We start from the raw sequence: 21,676 nt of genomic DNA, 5'->3' as shown, positions 1-21,676 counted from the left end.
CCCCAGCGCGGCCAGCAGCGGGTACCAGCCCGACGCCAAGAGCAGCAGGACAACGATAGCGGAAATAGCTGCGGTAAGACGCGATCCCCGATGTCTCTTCATGCTCTCCCCCCATATGCCCGGAGCCAGTACAGTACATTTGTGAGAGATAAATGTCTGCAAACTGTATAGGAAATTCTACCCAAAGAAAGGAATCCCTTCCATGGATTCATCAGTTTATGGAATTCTGTTGCTTTCAGGTTTGGGGCTGTATCGGGTCACGGTCACTCAGGAGTCCCCGAGTTAGGCGTCCCCGTGTGAGGCAGCCTCGGGTGAGTCGCCCTCTTTCTTGATGGAGAGGACCACGGCGCCGCCCACTATGAGCACGATGGAGAGCAGGCGCAGGAAGATCATGCCGAATGACGACGGGAAGGGCTCGCCGAAGGCCATGAGCCCGACCAGGATGGGGATGAGGTTAGAGAGGCTGTTGACCACGGGTATGACCACGATGGCCTTTCCCCGCTGCAGCGCTACCTGGTTCATAAAAAGGGTCACCACCGCGATGGCCACGATCATCCACAGGTAGGGCGAGAGGAAGACGTGCCAGAACCCCTCGTTCCACAGGCGGTTACCGGCGTCGGGCCAGAAGAGCTTCTCCAGGATGTCGTTGAGGCCCAGGAGCACGCCGGTGCCGATGGCGATGAGTACGGACTCCCTCGCCCCCTTCTTCAGGAAGGCGTTTATGAAGCACGCGCCCGCCGTGAGGTACAGGAGCACGATGAAGAAGGTGGTGAAGAAGGTGTTGTGGGCGCTCTCCGCGCCGCTGGTGCCTGCCAGGCTAATGCCCAGAAAGACCAGGCCCAGGAAGGTAGCGCCTATCCCTATCCAGTCCATTAACTCCGCCCGCTCGCCAAGCTTGAAGATGGCCAGGATGGCCAGGAGAACCACCCCCGAGGTGTGGATTGGAGCTATCACCGAGAGCGGACCGAAGATCAGGGCGATGGAATGGATGAAGGTCCCCAGGAACATGAGGCCCTGGGCCTCCAGCCATGATACGTTGGAGACGAAGGCGCGGAGGGTCTTGAGCGCCCCTTTAAGCTCCAGGCGGGGCAGGTCGTTCAACTCTCTTTTCTGCATGTACATGGAGTAGTTGACCAGCACCGTCCCCACCAGCGCCAGCACTACCGCGAAAAACATCTTCAAGACCGAACTCTCCTTGTCACGGCGTCACGTCAAGTCGGTCGCGAAGGAAAAAGCCCCGGCCTCACCGGGGCTTTTAAGTGGTGCCGAAGGCCGGGATCGAACCGGCACGGGGTTGCCCCCACTGGTTTTTGAGACCAGCGCGTCTACCACTTCCGCCACTCCGGCAGGTACGTAGATATTTTAGCACGGCCGCTGACCGTCCTCTGCCATCAGGCTCTCCAGCCGTTGCAGCGCCGCCTCCAGCTCCTCCACGTTGTCGGTGAAATCGCGATAGAACGTAAGGGCTCTGCGGTATTCCTCCAGGGCTTCCCGCAGCGGCAGGGAGAGGCGGCCCAGCTCATGCCGGGCTTCAGCCCGCATGTCGTCGTAGTAACTCTCGCTCCAACCCACGATGCTCTCCCTTCCGCCAGGAGCGGACCTTGCGCCTCTCCAAGGATAATACATCATCTCCACATAGGAGCGTTTATGCCCGGCCATGCGGCTTTGGTCCCGGAAAAGAGCGTGAGGCGCGAAGTTAAGCTTGCCCGGGTAATGCGGGAAAGCTACCCGGCTCTCATCGGGTCACGGGATGAGGTCGGTACCCGTGGGGATGACGTACCACACGCCCTTGTGGTTCTCCATAACCACCATGAGGCCGTCGGAACGTTCCAGGGCGCGTTCGTAGCCGCCCCCCGCCTGAACCGTACCTCCCTCGATGTAGGAGACCGCATCGTAGTCGTTATCCCGGACCACGTCGAGTTCGAGGCCGGAGTAGCTGCCGGAATCGCCGAGGTACGAGACGACCCTGGAATACATGGTCCTCGCCGCCTCGCTGTCCTGCTCCTGGAACTGTCCGACGAAAGCCCCCTCGTCCCTGGCGTTGACTGCGCCGAACAGCTTCATGGTCCTCTGGCCGGGATCGGGGTTCCCCCACACCGTGAAGCTGAGGACGAGCCAGGTAACGATGAGGGCGATTACAACCCCATAGACCGCGAGCTTGATGCGGTACCTGTGCACCTTCTCCACTACCACCCGGCTGACTTCCGGCCGCAGCACCTCGGCGTCCCCCCGCCACTCGCCTGGCGCCGTATAGGTGCCACCGGGGGAACTTACGGAGATGCGCGAACGCTCCGCCCCGCCGGGCTGGGATATCCTCTCCATGCACAGCGAGCAGAACTCAGCGCTTTCCGGGTTGTCCGCACCGCATTTCGGGCATTTCATGATCCGCCCCTTTACAGTCTATGACTCCAAGCATCAACCGTAGGACCTCTTCTCGGCAATCCATCCTCCCAGGGCTCCCATGGGGATCTCCAGAAACAGCGCGACCAGGACACCGACCAGGGTGAACAGTGGCACGTACACCTCCCCGGTAAAGAGGAGGATAAGGGCCAAGGAAGCCAGGGGTTGCCACAACAGGACGGTGCACGCGGCGCACCCCGCGCCTACCATCCAGCCCCAGCCCACCTGCCGCGCCTTCGCGGATGCCATCATGCCACCCGCGGCAAGGATCAGGGCGTCCGAGATGAAGAGCACGGCCACCCCGATGCTGAAACCCGCTTCGCTGCCACCGAAGGCGGCGCCCAGAAGAGCGATGCTGATGATGAAGCGGCTCGCGAAGAGGGTCAGAAAGGTCAAAAACGAGTACGCGAGCAGCAACAGCGCCAGGTCCGTCTTCCCCATACTCAAGCCCCGGGCTGCCGGCACTATAGCGCCCGCGGCCCCGCCCCTCTGCGCTGCCGGGACGTAATGACCCGCGCCGCCGAAGGACGGCTGCGGGGCCTGCCGGGCAGCCTCCTGGGCGTAGGCACGGTAATCGCCCGGAGACACGTATGCCTGGGCGGGCGGCTGTGTGCCTGCCGCGGCGGGTGTTGGAGCGGTCTGCTGTCCCGCTCCCACCGAGGGAGCGCCCCGTGGCCTGAACGTGGCGAGGCAGAGGGTGCAGAACTCCGATCCGTCCGCGTTTTCAGCCCCGCAATGCGGGCAGCTTATCATGGCGCATCCTTTCCCATAAGGGTTTCAAGTTTCGCTTCGGCAGATTTTGTCTTCAGCTGTAACCCCAGGGGCGCTATCGCGGCCGTGCCGTCAGTCGGCCTTTGACGCAACAGGCTTCCTCGCCAGTTTTTTCAGCGTAACCGCGGCATCTTCCTTCCCGCAAGCGCGCGGTCGCAGATGCTGGAGGTGCTTCTAGGGCCCCGCCGCCCCGGTATGCTCCTATTCGCCCGGTTCCAGGTCGGTGCGTGCCTCTCCGAGCACGCGGTAGAAGCATGACCTCTCTTCCGTGTGGCATGCCGGCCCCACCTGCAGGACCTTGACCAACAGGGCGTCCTGGTCGCAATCGTAGCGGATCTCGCGCACGTACTGGCGGTTGCCGGAGGTCTCCCCTTTGCACCAGAACTCCTGGCGGCTGCGGCTCCAGAACCAGGTGCGGCCGCTCTCGATGGTGCGCGCGAGCGATTCCCCGTTCATGTAGCCCAGCATGAGCACCTCCCCGCTCTCCACGTCCTGGATGATGGCGGGGATCAAACCGTTGTCGTCGAACTTGAACTCCATTTCCTATCCCTCCGGCGCCGTTTCCTCGCCCAGGTAAATACTCTTTATCTCCTCGCTCTGCAGAAGCTCCCGGCTCTTCCCTTCCAGGCGAACCTTGCCCGCGCGCATGACGTACCCGTAATCCGATACGCTGAGGGCTATCTGGGCGTCCTGCTCGACCAGCAGGATGGTCAGCCCCTCCTCGTGCAGGCGTTTGAGGCACGAGAAGATGTCCTTTATCACCAGTGGGGCGAGTCCCATGGAGGGCTCGTCCAGGAGAAGCAGACGTGGCTTGGACATCAGCGCCCTTCCGATGGCCAGCATCTGCTGCTCGCCCCCGGAGAGGGTCCCGGCCGACTGGCCTTTCCTCTCCCCCAGCACCGGGAAGACGTCGTACACGAAGGAGAGGTCTCCGCGGATCTCCTTGCGCTGGCGGCGCGGGCGAAGGTACGCGCCTAGCTCCAGGTTCTCCTCCACGTTCATTGTGGCGAATACCTGGCGTCCCTCCGGTACGTGGGAGATGCCCATCTTCACGATGCGGTAGGGCTCCAGGTTGGTGATGTCCTGCCCCACATAGCGTACCTCCCCGTAGCGGGTGGTGATGAGGCCGGAGATGGCACGCAGCAGGGTGGTCTTGCCGGCCCCGTTGGCACCGATGATGGTGGTTATCCTCCCTGCCCTCGCCCACAGGTCGACGGCCCTGAGGGCCTCGATGTTGCCGTAGAAGGCGGAGAGGTTCTTTACTTCCAGCAAGACCCCACCTCGCCCGCCTCTTTATGTCTATCCGCCCGTTTCATCATCTCAGTCCAGCTCCGATCCGAGATAGGCCTCGATGACCTTCTCGTCGGCCTTGATCTCCTCCGGAGACCCCTCGGCGATGACCTCGCCATAGTCCAGGACCAGCACTTCCTCGGAGATGCGCATCACGAGCCCCATGTCGTGCTCGACCAGGACCACCGTGACGCCCATGTCCCTTATGCGGTAGATGATCTCGCCCAGCTCCCGCGTCTCGTAGGCGTTGAGCCCGGAGGCGGGCTCGTCGAGGAGGAGCAGGCTCGGCTGCGTGGCCAGGGCCCTGGCCATTTCCAGCAGGCGCTGCGACCCGAAGGGCAGCGACCCTGCCAGGCTGTCCGCCTGCATCTCCATGCCCACGATATCAAGATATCGCAGGGCCTCCTCCCGCATCCAGGCCTCCTCGCGCCGCGCGGAGGGCAGCCTGAGCGCGGACTTTAGAATGCCGGAACGCGTACGGTGGTGCAGGCCGACCATGACGTTCTCCATCACCGTCATGTGCGTGAACAGCCGGATGGTCTGGAAGGTCCTGGCGATCCCCATAGCGGTTATCTCGTGGGTCGGCATGCCCACGATGTCCCTGCCCCGGAAGGTCACCTCTCCCCCGTCCGGCATGTAGATACCGGTCAAGAGGTCGTAGAGGGTCGTCTTCCCGGCGCCGTTCGGGCCGATGATGGCCTTGATGGTGCCGCCACTTACGGTGAACGAGACCTCCTTCACGGCGGCGAGGCCCCCGAAGGTCTTGGTGAGGTCCCGGACCTTTAGCAGTTTTCCGTTCAAGGTGCATTCAGGCTGGGCCGTGGAGCGCATCTATTCCACCACCTTCTTGCGGAAGGGGTTGACGAAGGGGCTGCGCCGGTAGCGCACCAGGTCGGTAAGGCCCCTGCTGATCCCGGAGGGCATGAAGACCATAGTGAGCATGAGGATAAGGCCGAAGATGATCCCCTCGTAGTTGCTGTAGCGCTCCAGCCAGCGCGGAGCGTCCCCCACCCACTTCGGGATGGCCTCGACGACCTTGGGCAGAAAGGTGATGAGGGCGGCGCCCGCGACCGCTCCCCAGATGCTCTCCATGCCTCCCACCACCACCATGGTCAGGAGGGAGATGGACAGGGTTATCGAGAACATGTTGGGGTCGATGTACCCCTGCAGGTGGGCATATACCCCTCCGGCCAGGCCCCCCAGGGCGGCGGAGAGCACGAATATCCTTATCTTCTGGCCGGAGACGTTGACGCCCATGGCCTCCGCGGCAACCTCCGACTGGTGCAGCGCCTGCATGGCGCGCCCCACCCGCGACCTGACCAGGTTTCCGCACAGGAGGAGCACGATGACGGCGATCACCCATACGTAGTAGTACTCCGAGATCTTGGTGGTAGCCTCCACGAAGGGTATGGCGAGGCCGGGTATGTTGCGCACGCCGTCGTTGCCCCCGGTGAGGAAGGTGAGTTCACGCAGGAATACGAAGACGATGATGCCCAGTCCCAGGGTGGCCATGGCCAGGTAGTGGCCCTTGAGGCGCAGCACCGGTGCCACCAGCAGCCCGAATACCGCCGCGATGGCCACGGCGGCGATGATCCCCAGCCAGACTGGGAAGCCCACTTTCACCGCGAGAAGTGAAGAGGTGTAGGCGCCGATGGCGAAGAAGGCGCCCTGCCCCAGCGATACCTGTCCCGCGTAACCGAGCAGCAGGTTGAGCCCCACCGCGGCGATTGTGAACACGCCCACCAGGCGCAGCACGAAGACAAGGTCTATGCCGAGGGGCTTGGACACGTAGTTGGCCCAGAGCGGCAGCACTGCCATGAAGACCACGAAGAAGACGATGCCGATACTGCCGCGCGCCCGCCCGTCCCACCACGCGGGGGAGCGCCAGCCGGACACCTTCTTCTCTGAACCGTTCCCGCCCATCTCATACCTTCTCTGCTACGCCTTTGCCCAGGAGCCCCTGGGGCCGCAGGAGCAGGACAACCACCAGTAGTATGGCTGCCACCGCGTCCTTATAACCGGTCGATACGCCGAGCACCACGGTGAGAAACCCCGGGATGAGCTCCTCCAGAAGCCCCAGCACCAGGCCGCCCGTGACCGCCCCGAAGGTGTTGCCGAGGCCGCCGACCACCGCGGCGGTGAACCCCTTGATGCCCAGGAAGAGGCCGATGCCGTAACTGGCATAGGGGGCGTTGATAAGACCCGCGATTCCCCCGAGGGTCGCCGCGAGAAGAAAGGAGTACAGGGACATGCGCGAGACGTTTATACCCACCAGGCTGGCCGCCTGACGGTTGACGGAACACGCGCGCATGGCCTTGCCAGCGCGGGTATGGTTGAAGAAGAGGTAGACCAGCACGACGCTGATCACCGTCAGTCCCAGCACCCACAGGAACTGCCGTGATACGGTGGCGCCCGGGACGGTGAAATTCCCCGAGGTGAACTCGGGCACCTTGTAGGCCTCCTTCGGCCAGAACAGCCTCCCCAGCGCCTTGAAGAAGATGGAGGCGCCGACGGTGGCGATGATCGCGGTGATGATGCTCGCGTGGCGCAAGGGGTAGATCAGCAGCCTCTCCATGCCCCCCCCGATGAGCGCGGTGGCCAGGATGGCCAGCAGGATTGCAAGCGGCAGGGGCAGGCCCAGGGTCACCGCGAAGGTGAACGCGAAGAGGCCCCCGAACATGCAGAACTCGCCTTGGGCGAAGTTGATGATCCCAGTGGAATTGAAGATGATGTTGAAGCCCATGGCCACCAGGATATAGATGCAGCCGTTGGCCAGGCCGTTGGCGATATACTGCGGGCAGTTGCCGAAGAAATCCGCTATCGAGCCCAGGTGCACCCACCTCTTATCACAATAAAAGGAGGAGGCCGGAGGGAGTTCCAGCCTCCTCCTTCCGTACCGGTTGCCTTATATCTACTTGGCGGACTCCCACTTGGAGTCCGCGATCTCGACCATGGTCAGGTCGTCCGGGGTTAGGCCGTTGTGATCCTCGGGCGTATAGGTAAAGATACCTGCCGTGCCAACCAGACCCTCGGTGGCCTCGATCTCGTCGCGCAGTTCCGCCGCGGTCATGTCCGCGCCACCGCGCATCAGGGCCTCGCACACGATCAACATGGCGTCCCAGCCGTGTCCGGCGAAGGTGTTGATCTGCTCACCGTACTCCTCGTAGTAGGCGTCGGCGAAGTCCTTGATGAACTCGTATTCTTCGCTTCCAGGCTCAAGGACCTGCTCGTAGATGAGCATCTTGCCCGCCGGGAAGATTACGCCGTTGGCGGCGTCACCGGCCTGCTCGATGAAGGCCTGGTTGGCGATGCCGTGGCTGCCGACGTAGGGCAGGTTTATGCCCTTGTCCTTCATGCGCTTGGCGATCTTGGCGGGGCCGGGGTTCGTCCCCCATACCAGCACCACCTCGGGGTTGTAGGTCATGACGTTGGTGAGATGCGTGTCCATGCCCTCTTCCGATTCGTCTGTGACGTAGCCCTCCGAGACCACGACCTCGCAGCCGTATTCCGGGGCCTCCGCCTCGATCACGTTCTTCCCGTCGGTTCCGAAGGGATTGGTGTCGTAGAGCAGGGCGATCTTCTTGACCCCGAGTTCTTCGGAGATATACTCCAGGGCCTTCTTGCCGGCCTCGGTGGCGGTGGGTGGGGTGCGGAAGATCCAGGTGAAGTCCCCGTCCATGATGTTGGCGCCCGCGGCCATGCACACCTGCGGCACCTCCGCCGCGGTGGCCTCCTGCTTCATGGCGATGGTCGTTCCTGTCCCGCTGGACCCGATGAGCGCAAGCACCTCCTCCTGGTCCAGGAGTTCCACGGTGGCCTGCTGGGCCTTGTTGGCGTCGCTCTGGTCGTCCTTGATGATCACATCAAGCTCGTGGCCGTCGATGCCGCCGGCTTCGTTGATCCTCTTCGCATAGAGCTCGATGGCGTTGCGCTCGGGCTTCCCCAGCGGCTCGTTGGGGCCGCTCTCGGAGAGCACAACCCCGATCTTGATGGGCTCTTTTGTCTCGGTCTTCGTCTCTCCACAACCCGGCAGCACGAGCAGGGTGGAAAAGACGAAGGCCGCGACGGCGATCACTAGAATCGTTCTTTTACCGCGCAACCTAAATACCCCCTTACCTCTCTTGGCCTTTACTTGACTGAGTTTACCTGCGGATGCCCTAAACATCCGCCATAAGAAATATTTCTACCACACGGCCTGCTCTGATGTCCACCACTGGTGAACACATCGCCGTCATCTGTGCGGGCTTCACATGCGCACCGGGATGCCCCTGGTGCGCAGGAAGTCTTTGGCCTCACCGATGCTGTACTCGCCGTAGTGGAATATGGAGGCGGCCAGCACCGCGTCCGCGCCAGACTTCTCGATGACCTCCGCCAGGTGGTCGAGGCTCCCAGCCCCACCCGACGCGATCACCGGCAGGTTAACGGCCTCCACCACCGCACGCGTGAGCGCGATGTCGTATCCCTCCCTGGTCCCGTCCCGGTCCATGCTGGTGAGGAGGATCTCGCCGGCGCCCAGGGACTCCGCCCGGCGCACCCACTCCACGGCGTCCATGCCCGTGGGTGTCCTACCCCCGTTGATATACACCTCCCACGCACCGCGCCCCCGGGCCTTGGCGTCCACCGCCAGGACAACGCACTGCGCGCCGAACCTGCGCGAGGAGGCCGCGATGAGCCCCGGGTCCTTTACCGCCGCCGTGTTAAGTGACACCTTGTCGGCTCCCGTGGCCAGCATGTGCCGGATGTCGTCCTCGCCCCGCAGGCCGCCCCCTACGGTGAAGGGGATGAACACCTTTTCGGCGACCCCGGCCGCCATCTCGAAGACGGTGTCGCGATCCTCGTGCGAGGCGGTTATGTCCAGGAACACCAGTTCGTCGGCCCCCTCGCGGTCGTAGACGGCCCCCATCTCCACGGGGTCGCCCGCATCGCGCAGCGAGACGAAGTTGATCCCCTTGACGACGCGCCCCTTGTCCACGTCGAGACACGGTATGATGCGCACGGTGTGCATGCCGTTAATCCTCCTCCAGCGCCAGCGCCTCGCCCAGATCTATGTCGCCGGTATATATCGCCCTGCCGACCACCGCCCCCTCAACGCCCCTTTCCGCGAGGCCTTTGAGCTGCCTCAGGTCGTCCAGACTCCCGATCCCCCCGGCGGCGATGACCATCAGGCCCCGGTCCAGCAGGGGCTCCAGGGCTGTGGCGTCGTATCCCGCCAAGGTGCCGTCCCTGGCGATATCGGTGTGGATAATATGCCGCGCACCGCATTCTTGCAGGTGGTCGACTACCTCCCGCAACGTCCGTCCGGTGTTCTCCCGCCATGCCCTGGAAGCGACCTCGCCGGCCCTGCTGTCCACGCTGATGATGACGCTGGAGGCGAACTCCTGCAGCATCTCGGCGGCGAAGGACGGCTCCTCGAGGGCACGCGTTCCCAGGATGACCCTCTCCGCCCCAAGTGACAGCATCATCTCTATATCCTCGCGGGTGCGCAACCCGCCCCCGTACTGTACGGGGACCGCAACCCGGCGCAGTATCTCCCCCACCGCGCCGCGGTTCACCAGCTCACCGGCCGCGGCGGCGTCGAGGTCGATTACGTGCAGGTAGGAAGCTCCCGCTTTCTGCCAGGCGAGGGCGACCTCCCAGGGGCGTTCGGAGTAGACCGTTTCCTTAGCGAGTTCTCCCTGGTAGAGGCGGACGCAGCGGCCACCTCTGATATCAACGGCGGGATAGATGCGGAACACCTTGGCCTCCCTCAAGTGCTCATACGGGCGAAACCGTCGAGGATGCGCATGCCGGCCGTAGAACTCTTCTCGGGATGGAACTGGAACGCGACCAGGTTGTCTCGCGCCGCCCCGGACGCGAAATCCAGGCCGTATGAGGTGACGGCGAGGACGTCCCGCGCCTCCGCCGGTTCGACGTAGTACGAGTGCACGAAGTAGAAGAACGAGCCCGTTTCGACCCCCTCCAGCACCGCGTGAGACCGCTCGAAGCGCGCGTCGTTCCAACCCATGTGGGGGACCTTGACGCGGTCGGGAAACCTCACCACGCGCCCCGGCAGTATCCCCAGGCCCTCAACCCCCGGGCTCTCCTCGCTGGATTCGAAGAGCAGTTGATAACCGAGGCAGATTCCCAGGAAAGGTACCCCCGCAGCGATGGCCTTGCGCAGCGGGCCCGTCAGCTCCCTCGCATGCAGCTCCTGCATGGCGTCGCCGAAGGCGCCGACGCCGGGAAGCACGATATTTCTTGCCTTTCCCAAGGAGGCCGGGTCGTGGCTCACCGCCACCTCATGGCCGAGGAAGGCGAAGGCCTTCTCCACGCTGCGCAGGTTACCCATGCCGTAATCGATAATGGTGATCATCGGGTCTCCAGGTTTTCCGTTACAGGTTTCCCTTGGTGGAGGGCACGTCGTGCTCCCTGGGATCGGCGCCGGCCGCCGCGCGCAGCGCCCTTCCCAGGCCCTTGAAGACGGCCTCGAGCACGTGGTGGGGGTTTTCCCCGCTCAAGCTCTTTACGTGCAGGGTCATACCGCCCTCGTTGACCAGTGCCTGGAGGAACTCTTTTACGCAGGTTGGGTCGAAGTCCGACACGAGCTGCACGGGCAGTTCCACGTCGTAGGAGAGGTGGGGCCGCCCGGAAAGGTCCAGCGCGACCATGCACAGGGACTCGTCCATGGGCAGGAGAGCCGAGCCGTAACGGTTTACGCCCTTCTTGTCCCCCAGCGCCTCCTTCAGGGCTTTGCCCAGGCAGATGCCGATATCCTCCACGGTATGGTGCTGGTCCACTTCCAGGTCTCCCCGGGCGCGCAGGACCGTATCGCAGCCAGCGTGATAGGACAGGAGCGCCAGCATGTGGTCGAGGAAGCCGATTCCCGTCGTTATCTCCGTGTTCCCGCTCCCGTCGAGCTCCAGCTCCAGCTCGATCTCCGTCTCCGCTGTCTTGCGTTCGATCCTCGCAGTTCTCATGGACATAAGATTAGCATATGGGGAAGGAGCGTGGGAGGGAAGCAATGGGAAGCGGGGTCCGGCTTTTCAGGCGCTGATCCCTACCTACGGTGAACAGATCGTGACGTGGGAGGTAATGGGAAGTGGGGGAGGGAGAATATGTAATCCCGTATCTTATTGGCTATCAAGGACTTCGCGCCCGCTAACTATACAAGGAGATTGCAGGCTCCCACGGGCGATAGGGGCCTTCTATCGGTCTGCGAGCAAGAAGATAGCAAAGGTAAAGCCGCTCTCTCCCAACGTCTCTAACCTCACGTCCCCGCCCATCTCCCTCAGCATGGCATCGGCGAGCCTGTATTCCATGCTCAGCGTAGCCATCTCCGTCTCTTCCTGCCCGGGCGGGCACTTCCTGTTACCGGCGATCTGGAGGGGGGTAAATATGGACCTGTGGCAGCGGAGGCGCAGGTTCAGCCGGGGAGACTTGTAGGAACACCAGATCGAGATCATGCCGTTGTCCACACTGCACCGCATGCAGATATCCAGCAGATTGTATAGAAGATCGAAGAACTTCGCAGGGTCGCTCTGAAACAAGGGTATGTCCTCGTGAAACCGCAAGTTCGTTTTCAGGCCTTTCTCCGTATAGATATCTTCGAGGATCCCGCAGACCTCGTCCATTATCTCCTTGAGGTCCATGCTAACGGTATGCGGTCTCGGGAAGCCCCTGGAAAGCTCCATTATGCGCATCAGGTCATTGGACATTGCCTCCAGCTTCGACGAGGATATCTTAATGTAGGATAAGAAGGTGCGCCTGGTGTCATCGTCGAGCTTGTCCCAGAACTCGCGCAGGGTGAGTGCATAGCCGACGATGGACGTCAAGGGATGTTTCATCTCGCCGGCCACCACTCCCGCCAACTGGATCATCTCCTCGCTGTGGGTCAGTCGCTCCGACAGGTCTTGCAGCGACTCCGACTTCTTTTGGTAATCATGGCTGAGCCGGACTGCCTCCTTGCACCGGTCCTTTTGTGCCCCCAACAGATATCCTACAAGCGGGTATACCGGAAGGCTCAAGAAGACCAGGATGGCAGCAGCGGGAAAATCCCGCAGCAGTTGTCCGGGTGTGCCCTTGGAAAATGTGCTATGCAATACAAGGAGGAGTACACAATACACCGTGGCAACCAGGAACCCATAGAGAGAATACCGGTAGCGATACAATAACCGTAATCTCCCCATGTCCACCTCCCGATACCGATATTCTACCACCACAACAGATCAAGTTAACTTAACATGGCAATGATTTCTCCTTTTCCCTCGGGTGCTCAAAGATCTCAGGTGAGTCCGTTTTAATGGCGTTAGGATCGCCTTGTATGCCTGGGAGTGATTGATAGATGAAAGAGTCTCATGTTCTCATCCTTGACCAGTTTCTCGGTCTCGAAGCGGGCTGAGGTTATTGAGAATAAGGGTCAATGGAGGTGCTTGCGCATGGCCTCGGCGTGGTTCACGAACCCCTCGACCATGGCGATGGCCTCGATGACCGGGCCCAGGGTCCGGTTGGCCTTGGGGTTCGAGAAGACCACGTTGCTCCTTTTTACGAAGTCGTAGACGCCGAGCGGGGACGAATAACGGGCGGCGCCCTTGGTGGGGAGCACGTGGTTGACGCCGACCGCATAGTCACCCAGGGCGACCGGTGACTCGGTGCCCAGGAAGACGGCGCTCGCATTGTGGACTTTCGGCAGCGTCGCGGTCACGTCCGCGGTGGACAGGAGAAGGTGCTCCGGGGCCAGGAGGTCCACCAGGCGGGCCCCCTCTTCGATGTCCCGCACCAGCACGCCCATCGCCCGCTCGGGCACGCCGGGCGGCGTGTCCGCGTGCAGCCGTGGCAGCACCTGCCCCACCCGTCCGAGCTGTGACTCGTCGCTGGTCACGATGCAGGCCCTGGCTCCGGCCCCGTGCTCCATCTGCGCCACCATCTCCATGGCGATGATCTCCGCGTCACCCTCACCGTCACTGAGCACCACCAGTTCGCTGGGGCCGGCCAGCATGTCGATGCCCACACGGCCCAGCACTTCTTTCTTGGCCAGGGTGACGTACATATTCCCCGGACCGACGACCTTGTCCACCGCCTCGATCGTCTGCGTACCCAGGGCGAGCGCGGCGATGGCCTGTGCGCCCCCCACGCGGTATACCTCGCCGACGCCCAGGAGGTCCAGGACGTAAAGGGTGTGGGGGGAGATCTCCCCGTCCTTTGCCGGCGGCACGCATACCGCTATCTCATGCACGCCCGCCACCTTGGCCGGGATGATGGCCATCATGGCGGTGGAGGGATAGGACCCCCCGCCTCCGGGCACATAGGCCCCGATCCTGCGCAGGGGCCTTATCACCTGGCCGATGCGCGCCCCCTCGTCTGACTCCCAGAACTGGGACTCCCAGGCCTGGTGGCGGTGGAATGCGGTTATGGACCTCACCGCCGCCTTTGCCGCGTCAGCGAATTCGCGCGTGACCTTATCTCCGGCCGCGGCCAGGTCTTTCTCGCTGACCCGCAGCATCGAGGGCGCGATCTCCACCCCGTCGAATTCGCGGGTCAGCGCGGACAGGGCGGCATCGCCATCCTCGCGCACGCGGGCGATTATGCGCCTGACCTCCTCCACGGGACCTTCGTCCAGCCAGAAATCCCACCCCAAGGCGGCCTTGAGGGATTCCAGGCTGTCGTGGTCCTCGCTCTTCAGTATCTTCAAATCGCCCTCCGCTTCCAGTTTGATGCGTGTGGCGTCGAGTGTCTACACCCTCATTCCAGCGCGATGCAGCCGTCCCCCAGCAGGGACAGGACCTCGGCGTAGAGCGAACCGTCCGGGCACACGCACAGGTCTTCGGGCAGCCGGAATATCTTGACGGCTTCCCCGCCCTTCAGCTTGAGTTTAACAGGAGTGTGGCCGGGATGCCTCTCCAGGATGTCTCTTAGTTCGTCCATTACGCCCCGTTCCGCCCGTACGTCGCTGATGTCTATGAAGAGGTCGCACTCCTCCGGGCTCTTGAGGCGGGGCTCCGAGAGGTCCAACGCCACTACGCGCAGCGCCGCCGCCTCCTCGTCCCTTTCCCCTACTTCGACCCGCGCCTTGACGCAGACTATACGGTCTTCCTGCAGCATCTCCCGGTGCTGCTGGTAGAGCGCGGGGAAGACGGTCACCTCCACCCTTCCCGTGAGATCCTCCAGGGCCAGGTTGGCCATGAGCTCGTTCTTGCGGGTCAGGCGCTGCGTCCTGCGGGTGATTATCCCCCCGATCCATTTCACCGCGCCATCACCCAGCTCCGAGAGGTCTGCTATATCGCTCTCGACATGGCGCTTCATGGCCTCCCTGACCTGCATGAGCGGGTGGTCGGTGACATAGATGCCCAGCATCTCCTTCTCGTAGGCCAGGAGCTTGTCGCGCTCCAGTTCCTCCGTGAGGGGCTCACCGGCCAGCGGGTCCTCTTCCTCGTCCTCGAAGAGCGAGTGCTGGCCCTCGCCCAGCAGCCTCTGCTTCTCCGCCGCCAGGTCCGCTACACGGTCGTAGACCTTGAGGAGGTGGTTCCTCGTGTATCCGAGATAGTCGAAGGCCCCGCTCTTGATGAGGCTCTCCAGGGCCCGCTTGTTGATGGTCCCCGGGCCGACCCGGCCGCAGAAATCCAGCAGCGATTCGTAGGGCCCGCTCTCGCGGCGGATGCCGATGATCCTTTCCGCCGCGCCTTCGCCGAGGTTGCGCACGGCGGAGAGGCCGAAACGGATGCCCTCGTCCACCGGCGTGAACTCCTTCAGGCTCTCGTTGATGTCGGGCGGCAGTATCTTTATGCCCATCTTGCGGCACTCGTTCACGAGCACCGGCACCTTGTCCTTGTTGCCGGTGACGCTGGTGAGGTTGGCGGCCATGAACTCGCGCGGGTAATGGGCCTTCAGGTAGGCGGTCTGGTATGAGATCACCGCGTAGGCGGTGGAATGGCTCTTGTTGAAGCCGTACTCCCCGAAGTGCTTGACCAGCTCGAAGAGTTTCTCGGCGAGGCGGCGCGGGTATTTTCTGGCGATCACCCCCTCTACGAACTTGTCTTTCTGCTCCTTCATCTCCTCGGCCTTGCTCTTGGCCACCACCCCCCGCAGCCCGTCGGCCTCCGCCATGGTGTAGCCGGCCATGTCCACCGCGAGGCGCATGACCTGTTCCTGGTAGAGGAGTATGCCGCTGGTCTCCTCGAGCAGGGGTTCCAGGTCCTCGTGGAGGTATTCCGTGGGCATGCGCCCATGCTTGCGGTTGACGAAATCCTTTACCATGCCGCTCTTGAGCGGGCCGGGGCGGTAGAGGGCGAGCAGCGCAATGAGGTCCTCGAAACAGTCGGGCCGCAGGTCCTGCAGGAGGGAGCGCATGCCCGCGCTCTCCAACTGGAACACGCCGATGGAGTCGCCGCGCTGCAGCATCTCGTAGGTCCTGGCGTCGTCGATGGGTATGCGCTCCAGGTCGATGCGGATGCCGTGGCGGCGCTGGATGCTCTCCAGGGTGTCGCTGATGACGGTGAGGGTGCGCAGCCCGAGGAAGTCCATCTTGAGCAGGCCGATCTTCTGGATGGCGGCCATGTCGAACTGGGTGACCACCTCTTCCTCGGCCCCGCGACGCTGCAGGGGGGTGTAGAGGGACAACTCGTCATCGGCGATGACCACACCCGCGGCGTGGATGCCGTCCTGGCGGGTGATGCCCTCCAGCTTGCGTGCCGTCTCGATGATGTTCCTGGACATCTCGTCGCCGCGGTAGGCGTCCTGCAGCTCCTGGGAGGTCTCCAGGGCCTTGTCCAGGGTGATGTTGAGTACCTCCGGGACCATCTTGGCGAGGCGGTCCACCTTGCCGTATTCGAGGTTGTAGACCCTGCCCGCGTCGCGGATGGCGGCACGGGCCTGCATGGTGGAGAAGGTGACGATCTGCGCTACGCGGTCCTCGCCGTATTTGCGGCGCACGTACTCGATGACCTCCGGGCGGCGCTTGTAACAGAAGTCGATGTCGATATCGGGCAGGGTGCGGCGCGAGGGGTTTAGGAAACGCTCGAAGAGCAGCCCGTAGCGCATTGGGTCCACGGTGGTGATGTCCAGCGCGTACGCCACCAGCGACCCCGCGGCTGAGCCCCTTCCCGGCCCTACGATGATCCCCTGCCTCTTGGCATAGGTGATGAAATCCCACACGATGAGGAAATAGCCGGAGAAGCCCATGTCCCTGATGACCGAGAGCTCGTAGCGAAGGCGCTCTTCCAGCTCGGGGGTGATATCGGCATAGCGGTTGGCCAGCCCGTCCCAGGCGAGTTTCTCGAGATAGCCGTCGAGGTCATAGCCCTCCGGCACCTGGTACCTGGGGAGCAGGTAACGGCCGAAGTCGATTTCGACGTTGCAGCGCTCGGCGATATCCAAGGTGTTGGAGAGAGCGCCGGGGATGCCCGCGAAGAGTTCGCTCATCTCCTCGTATTCCTTGAGATAGAACTGGTCGCTGGAGAACCTGAGGCGGTCCTCCTGGTCCAGGGTGGAGTTGGTCTGGATACACAGCAACACGTCGTGATACAGGTTGTCTTCCCTGCCCACGTAATGCAGGTCGTTGGTTGCCACCAGCCCCAGCCCCAACTCTTCACCCAACTGCACCAGGCCAGGGTTTATCTTCCTCTCCTCGGGCAGGGAGTGGTCCATGACCTCCAGGAAGTAATTGCCATCGCCGAAGATGGCCCGGTATTCCCGCGCCGCCGCCGCCGCGCCCTCGTAGTCGTCGGCGAGGAGACGCGATGAAACCTCGCCCTTGAGGCACGCGGAGAGGGCGATGATGCCGTCGTGGTGCTCCCGCAGCAGTTCCTTGTCGATGCGTGGCTTGTAATAATACCCGTCCATGAAGGACGCGGTCACCAGCCTCATGAGGTTGCGGTAGCCCTCGTTGTTCTCCGCCAGGAGGAGCAGGTGGTAGTTGGGGTCCTCCTTCGGCGGCTTGCGGTCGAAGCGCGAACCCAGGGTCATGTAGGCCTCGACGCCTATGATGGGCTTTATCCCCATCTCCGTGGCCTTCTCGTAGAAGGGGACTACCCCGTACATACCCCCGTGGTCGGTTATGGCCAGGGCCGGGAAGCCCCTGTCGATGGCGGCCGTAACCAGGTCGGGTATGCGCGCGGCGCCGTCGAGCATGGAGAACTCGGTGTGGTTGTGCAGGTGCACGAAGGGAACGGCCAAGCCATACCTCCTGGTTCTCTACGGCCAATACGGTGTCTGCGGTGGCCACTTTCCCGCCCCCTGGCGGCCGTACTCCGATGGCGGAGGCGCGGCGGACGCACAAGCTTTCGAAGGGCGGTTTATGCTATTATATCTTTCCCCGGAGACAGGCGCTTTCCTTGCGCCGGGACCAAGATCAGAAGGCGGGTCTTGAGGATGAGGCTGAGTTATTCCGCGTTGAGCGCTTACGAAAACTGCCCCCTGTCCTACCGCTTCCAGTACGTGGACGGCATGGAGGTCGAGCCGACCCCCTATCTCTCCTTCGGCAAGAGCCTGCACGCTGCGCTGGAATGGCTGTACGGGCGCGCGACGCCGGAGCCGCCATCCCTGGAAGGCCTCCTTTCCTACCTCGATGAATGCTGGTTGTCCGAGGGGTATGCCACCGCGGAGGAGGAGAAGTCGTTCCATTCCCAGGGCCGCGAGGTGCTCACCCTCTTCTACTACAAGAACATCGAGGACTTCCGCCTGCCAGTCGCGGTCGAGGAGCGTTTCGAGCTGGATAAAGGGGGGTTCATACTCTCCGGCGTCATAGACCGCGTTGACCGCAATCCGGACGGCTCGTACGAGATCATCGACTACAAGACGAGCCGGCGTTTGCCCGAGCTCAGCCGCCTCCGCGCTGACCTGCAGCTGCCCATATACCAGATCGCCTGCCGCGAGATATGGGGGATCACTCCGAGCAAGCTCTCTTTCTACTATCTCATGCACAATCAACGTTATTCGACAAGGCCTTACGACGAGGAGGGCCTGGCCGGGGTCATACGGCGCCTGGAGGCCGCGGCGGAGGCAATATCCCGCCAGGAGTTCCCCGCCACCCCCAACCGCCTCTGTCCCTGGTGCTCTTTCCAGGACATATGCCCGGAAAGGGTCCCCTCCCTGGACCTGGCCGGCGGTTACCGCCAGCGCCGCGCGGCCCTGCTGCGCCGAAGGGACCGGCTGGAGAGGACCATCGCGGAGCTCGAAGAGGAGATGGCCGGTGAGGGCATATGCCTGGAAGAACCGGAAGAGGAGAATGGGATCTGATCATGGGAAGAAGAAACGGCTGACGCCCCGGTATCCCTAGGCGGTCTGCGCTCCCAACGCCTGATCAAGCATGGACCTGGACAGCGCCCTGGTGCCGTTGTCCTTGGTCAGAAAAGCCCTGGTGAGAGTGCGCGCTATCCCTTCCACCAGGCGCATGTCGCGCTTGTCGAAACGGCCCCCGGCGCCGTTGTCCCCGCCGCGCTTGTTTACCGCGCAGATGGCGCCGATGGCCTCGCCCCCAGGGGGAACGAGAGGGCAGCAGAGCATGTTCTCGATGTCGTCGCTTTCGTTGCTGATATAGCGCGGGTCCACCCTGGGCTCGGAGAGGACGACGCTGTCGCCGCTGGCGGCACACCATCCCGCCACCCCCTCTCCCACGGGGAAGGCGCTGGCCTTCTTCTCCGCCTGCTTGCGCAAGCCGTAGGTGGAGAGCGTGCGCAGCGAGCCGTTTCCGTCCTCCACCAGCAGCGAGACGCGTTCCGCCTCGACGCTCTTGGCCACCGATGCCAGCGCTTCTATAACGCCGTCCCTGACGTCGCTGTGGCCAACGGTGCTGGCGAAGATGCTCTCCTGCAGGGCCCTCTCCGCCGTCATCTCCTCCACTATGTCGAGCCGGTACTTCTCGGCCACCACCGGCATCATGTCCGCGAGCATTGACCTGATGAGTTTGAGCTTCTCCCCCGTATTGCCTTTCCTGCAGATGCAGACGAGGACGTCCTCTTCCCCGTTCAACGGGTAGAGGTACTTCAGGTGGCGGGCTGTCTCCAGGAAGCCCTTTTCACGTATGAGTTCGCCCTCGATCACCATGTTCTGGATGTTTCTCACCTTGGTCATGCCTGCACACACGCCGTTGGTCCCCCGCTGGCAGTCCCAGTACAGCTCGGAGCACTTATCGCCCAGGTGGTAAGCGGCGCAGGGGACCCCCAGTAAGCTGTAGATGGTGTCCATGAGCAGTTCCAGGCATTCCCTCCAGCCCTCTCGCTTCAGCACATCGATCATCACGCGCATGCGCATGGCGGCTCCGCTGCCGGCCTCGCCGGGCTCATCCTCCTCCTCCTCAAGCTCCCGCTCCACCTGCCTTCTCTCCGCGCTGCCGGGGCCGCCGACGCCCGCGTGCATGTTCTCGAGGGCGTGATTGAATCTCCTCCTGGCCCGCAGGCTGACGGACATGGGTGTGATGTAGCTGTACAGGGTGCGGTTACCGTCGCATATCCTGTTCAGGATGCGCAGCTCCACCAGGTCCTGCAACTGGCGTTCCACCTGCGCGGCATCGCGGTCGAGGCGCGAGGCCATCTCCTCGCTCGTAGCCACCGTCTCAGGGTAGCGGCTGAAATAGGAGATGAGCTCGATCTTCACCACTCGGTCCGGCATGTTCTTCGCGTTGTAAGTTTCAGCCATCTCTGTAGCACCTTTCTGTCTACCCATGATTATGGGCACTCGCGGTCCCATCGTGAACAAAAACCTCGCAAACGGATGGTTTGGGGTACCAAACGGTAACTACGGCGAGGAGAACGGTCACAATCCGGTTTTCAAGGTGTCATACGGTCTCATACGGGGTTTGAGCGGGCGTTCTCTCGCACGGCTTCGGCTGGGAAGGCACGCAGGTGGGTCACTTCTCGTGCATTGGCAGGAAGGCTATGTATGTCCTGCTCAACTGCCGTTTCTCTTCAGAAGATAGGCGGCTACCGAGTGCGGCGGAACATAGCGGTAACGGAGCTTACCGTTGTTCGAATATTCTTCGAGGATGTGTAGCTGAACAAGTTTGTTCATCTGGCGCTCGACGCGGTCCAGGTCGCGGCCGGTCGCGTCGGCCATGTACCGGATCGTGCTCACAAGGCCCGGATTGCGGTGAAAATGGGTGATGATCTCTATGCGTATCAGGCTGTCGGAGACCCCGTTGAAGTGGGCTTCCTTCTCTTCCTGCACCGCTGCTGACATCGTTGTTCCTCCTTTCGATACAATGTTCAGCTCTTTGTTCGTGGATTTAAAGAAAAATCCCGAGAGCGGGACATTTCGACGCATTAGAGGTCGTTTTCAACCTTGAAAGGCGTGGCAGATACTGGCAGATAGGAGAGCTTTCTAAGTACGGGGCAAGAGCAGTCCCTGCAGCGTTTCATCCAGGTCCTTCGGCAGTGGGACCTGGAAATCGAGGGCTTGCCCGGTTGCCGGGTGGGGGAAGCTCAGCCTGAAGGCATGCAGGAACTGCCTCTCAAGCCCCAGCGCCGTCTCCAGTTGGTCACGCACCCCATATTCCCGGTCTCCGGCGACGGGATGGCCGATATGGGCCAGGTGGACTCTTATCTGGTGGGTGCGTCCCGTGACCAGTTCCACCTTGAGCAGGGAGCATGTGCCGAAGTCCCTCTCCACCTCGAAGTTGGTGACGGCCGGCCTGGCCGATACCGAGGTGACCGCCATGCGTTTGCGGTCCCTGGCATCGCGCCCGATGGGGGCGTCAACGGTGCCGAACCTGGTGGCGGGCACGCCATGCACCAGGGCGTAATAATATCTCTTGAGGCTGCGGTCTTTCACCATCTCCTGCAGGCGCACGTGTGAGAGGTCGTTCTTGGCCACAACCATCAGGCCGGAAGTGTCCCGGTCAAGGCGGTGCACGATACCCGGGCGCAACACGCCGCCTATGCCGGAGAGGTCGTCCAGGGCGTAAAGGAGGGCGTTCACCAGCGTACCGCTGTCGTGGCCTGCGCCGGGGTGCACGACCAGGCCGGGGGGCTTGTCCACCACCGCAAGGTCGGCGTCCTGGTAGATGATGCTCAGGGGGATGTCCTGGGGCGGCGGCCCGCTTTCCGCGGGCTCCGGCCGCATAACCTCAACGTGCTCGCCCGTCTGCAGGAGGTGGCTCTTGTGGAGCAGCCGGCCGTCTACCTTGACCGCCCCCTCTGAGATCAGGCGCTGGGCCGTCATGCGCGTGATGCCGGCCATGCGGGATACGAAGCGGTCGAGCCTCTCGCCCTTGTCCTGTGCGGAGACCGTGTATTCCAGGGGCTGCAAA

The 21,676-nt window shown here is 62.7% G+C and carries 21 protein-coding genes and 1 tRNA gene; 1 reads left to right on the top strand and 21 read right to left on the bottom strand.

All coding sequences use genetic code 11. The features are described 5' to 3' along the window. Window positions 1–282: 282 nt before the first annotated feature. The 18 genes from AB1384_12025 to AB1384_11940 all read right to left on the bottom strand — a co-directional run bounded on the left by AB1384_12025 (window position 283) and on the right by AB1384_11940 (window position 17,607). On the bottom strand, window positions 283–1,176 hold the full coding sequence (locus AB1384_12025) for a DMT family transporter (protein MEW6555001.1): 894 nt from the start codon (window positions 1,174–1,176) through the stop codon (window positions 283–285). 84 nt (window positions 1,177–1,260) lie between these two features. After that, window positions 1,261–1,347: transfer RNA gene (locus AB1384_12020), tRNA-Leu, on the bottom strand. Between the two features lie 15 nt (window positions 1,348–1,362). Continuing rightward, window positions 1,363–1,572, bottom strand: a complete 210-nt coding sequence (locus AB1384_12015) for a hypothetical protein (GenBank protein MEW6555000.1) — start codon at window positions 1,570–1,572, stop codon at window positions 1,363–1,365. Between the two features lie 171 nt (window positions 1,573–1,743). Next, window positions 1,744–2,382, bottom strand: a complete 639-nt coding sequence (locus AB1384_12010) for a zinc ribbon domain-containing protein (GenBank protein MEW6554999.1) — start codon at window positions 2,380–2,382, stop codon at window positions 1,744–1,746. Between the two features lie 33 nt (window positions 2,383–2,415). Beyond that, complete coding sequence (locus tag AB1384_12005) at window positions 2,416–3,153, bottom strand: zinc ribbon domain-containing protein (GenBank protein MEW6554998.1); 738 nt, start codon at window positions 3,151–3,153, stop codon at window positions 2,416–2,418. 219 nt (window positions 3,154–3,372) lie between these two features. Continuing rightward, complete coding sequence (gene hisI / locus AB1384_12000; protein MEW6554997.1) at window positions 3,373–3,711, bottom strand: phosphoribosyl-AMP cyclohydrolase; 339 nt, start codon at window positions 3,709–3,711, stop codon at window positions 3,373–3,375. 3 nt (window positions 3,712–3,714) lie between these two features. Then, window positions 3,715–4,443, bottom strand: coding sequence for an ABC transporter ATP-binding protein (locus AB1384_11995; protein MEW6554996.1), 729 nt, complete (start codon window positions 4,441–4,443; stop codon window positions 3,715–3,717). Window positions 4,444–4,491: 48 nt separating this feature from the next. Beyond that, window positions 4,492–5,292, bottom strand: coding sequence for an ABC transporter ATP-binding protein (locus AB1384_11990; GenBank protein ID MEW6554995.1), 801 nt, complete (start codon window positions 5,290–5,292; stop codon window positions 4,492–4,494). Further along, window positions 5,293–6,384 (bottom strand): branched-chain amino acid ABC transporter permease, encoded by a 1,092-nt coding sequence (locus AB1384_11985; GenBank protein MEW6554994.1) that lies wholly within the window; start codon window positions 6,382–6,384, stop codon window positions 5,293–5,295. A gap of 1 nt (window position 6,385) precedes the next feature. Next, complete coding sequence (locus AB1384_11980) at window positions 6,386–7,297, bottom strand: branched-chain amino acid ABC transporter permease (protein MEW6554993.1); 912 nt, start codon at window positions 7,295–7,297, stop codon at window positions 6,386–6,388. Between the two features lie 75 nt (window positions 7,298–7,372). After that, window positions 7,373–8,560: an ABC transporter substrate-binding protein gene (locus AB1384_11975; GenBank protein ID MEW6554992.1), complete on the bottom strand. Its 1,188-nt coding sequence runs from the start codon at window positions 8,558–8,560 to the stop codon at window positions 7,373–7,375. A 147-nt stretch (window positions 8,561–8,707) separates the two neighbouring features. Then, window positions 8,708–9,466: an imidazole glycerol phosphate synthase subunit HisF gene (gene hisF, locus AB1384_11970; protein ID MEW6554991.1), complete on the bottom strand. Its 759-nt coding sequence runs from the start codon at window positions 9,464–9,466 to the stop codon at window positions 8,708–8,710. Window positions 9,467–9,470: 4 nt separating this feature from the next. After that, window positions 9,471–10,196, bottom strand: coding sequence for a 1-(5-phosphoribosyl)-5-[(5-phosphoribosylamino)methylideneamino]imidazole-4-carboxamide isomerase (gene hisA, locus AB1384_11965; GenBank protein MEW6554990.1), 726 nt, complete (start codon window positions 10,194–10,196; stop codon window positions 9,471–9,473). Between the two features lie 11 nt (window positions 10,197–10,207). Further along, the gene (gene hisH, locus AB1384_11960) at window positions 10,208–10,813 is read right to left on the bottom strand and encodes an imidazole glycerol phosphate synthase subunit HisH (protein ID MEW6554989.1); all 606 of its coding nucleotides are present in this window, start codon (window positions 10,811–10,813) and stop codon (window positions 10,208–10,210) included. A gap of 19 nt (window positions 10,814–10,832) precedes the next feature. Beyond that, window positions 10,833–11,417, bottom strand: a complete 585-nt coding sequence (hisB, locus tag AB1384_11955) for an imidazoleglycerol-phosphate dehydratase HisB (GenBank protein ID MEW6554988.1) — start codon at window positions 11,415–11,417, stop codon at window positions 10,833–10,835. Between the two features lie 228 nt (window positions 11,418–11,645). Next, window positions 11,646–12,626, bottom strand: a complete 981-nt coding sequence (locus AB1384_11950; protein ID MEW6554987.1) for a hypothetical protein — start codon at window positions 12,624–12,626, stop codon at window positions 11,646–11,648. A gap of 230 nt (window positions 12,627–12,856) precedes the next feature. Next, window positions 12,857–14,128 carry a histidinol dehydrogenase gene (gene hisD / locus AB1384_11945; protein ID MEW6554986.1) on the bottom strand — a complete coding sequence of 424 codons (1,272 nt, stop codon included), beginning with the start codon at window positions 14,126–14,128 and terminating at the stop codon, window positions 12,857–12,859. A 50-nt stretch (window positions 14,129–14,178) separates the two neighbouring features. Beyond that, the gene (locus AB1384_11940; GenBank protein ID MEW6554985.1) at window positions 14,179–17,607 is read right to left on the bottom strand and encodes a DNA polymerase III subunit alpha; all 3,429 of its coding nucleotides are present in this window, start codon (window positions 17,605–17,607) and stop codon (window positions 14,179–14,181) included. A 195-nt stretch (window positions 17,608–17,802) separates the two neighbouring features. On the opposite strand from AB1384_11940, the gene AB1384_11935 reads away from it, so the two are divergent. Next, window positions 17,803–18,669 (top strand): PD-(D/E)XK nuclease family protein, encoded by an 867-nt coding sequence (locus AB1384_11935; GenBank protein ID MEW6554984.1) that lies wholly within the window; start codon window positions 17,803–17,805, stop codon window positions 18,667–18,669. A 36-nt stretch (window positions 18,670–18,705) separates the two neighbouring features. Here the strand turns inward: AB1384_11935 and AB1384_11930 are convergent, their stop codons facing one another. From AB1384_11930 to AB1384_11920, 3 genes are all read right to left on the bottom strand, one after another. After that, the gene (locus AB1384_11930) at window positions 18,706–20,067 is read right to left on the bottom strand and encodes a GAF domain-containing protein (GenBank protein ID MEW6554983.1); all 1,362 of its coding nucleotides are present in this window, start codon (window positions 20,065–20,067) and stop codon (window positions 18,706–18,708) included. Window positions 20,068–20,319: 252 nt separating this feature from the next. Further along, the gene (locus tag AB1384_11925) at window positions 20,320–20,607 is read right to left on the bottom strand and encodes a hypothetical protein (protein MEW6554982.1); all 288 of its coding nucleotides are present in this window, start codon (window positions 20,605–20,607) and stop codon (window positions 20,320–20,322) included. A 141-nt stretch (window positions 20,608–20,748) separates the two neighbouring features. Beyond that, a complete protein-coding gene (locus AB1384_11920) occupies window positions 20,749–21,675 on the bottom strand; it encodes an RluA family pseudouridine synthase (protein ID MEW6554981.1) in 927 nt (308 codons plus the stop codon). Between the last annotated feature and the right edge of the window lies 1 nt (window position 21,676).

The organism is Actinomycetota bacterium (assembly GCA_040757835.1).
Taxonomy (GTDB): domain Bacteria; phylum Actinomycetota; class Geothermincolia; order Geothermincolales; family RBG-13-55-18; genus SURF-21.
The sequence above is the reverse complement of the archived record's forward strand: the minus strand, read 5'-3'. Positions and strand labels throughout refer to the sequence as shown.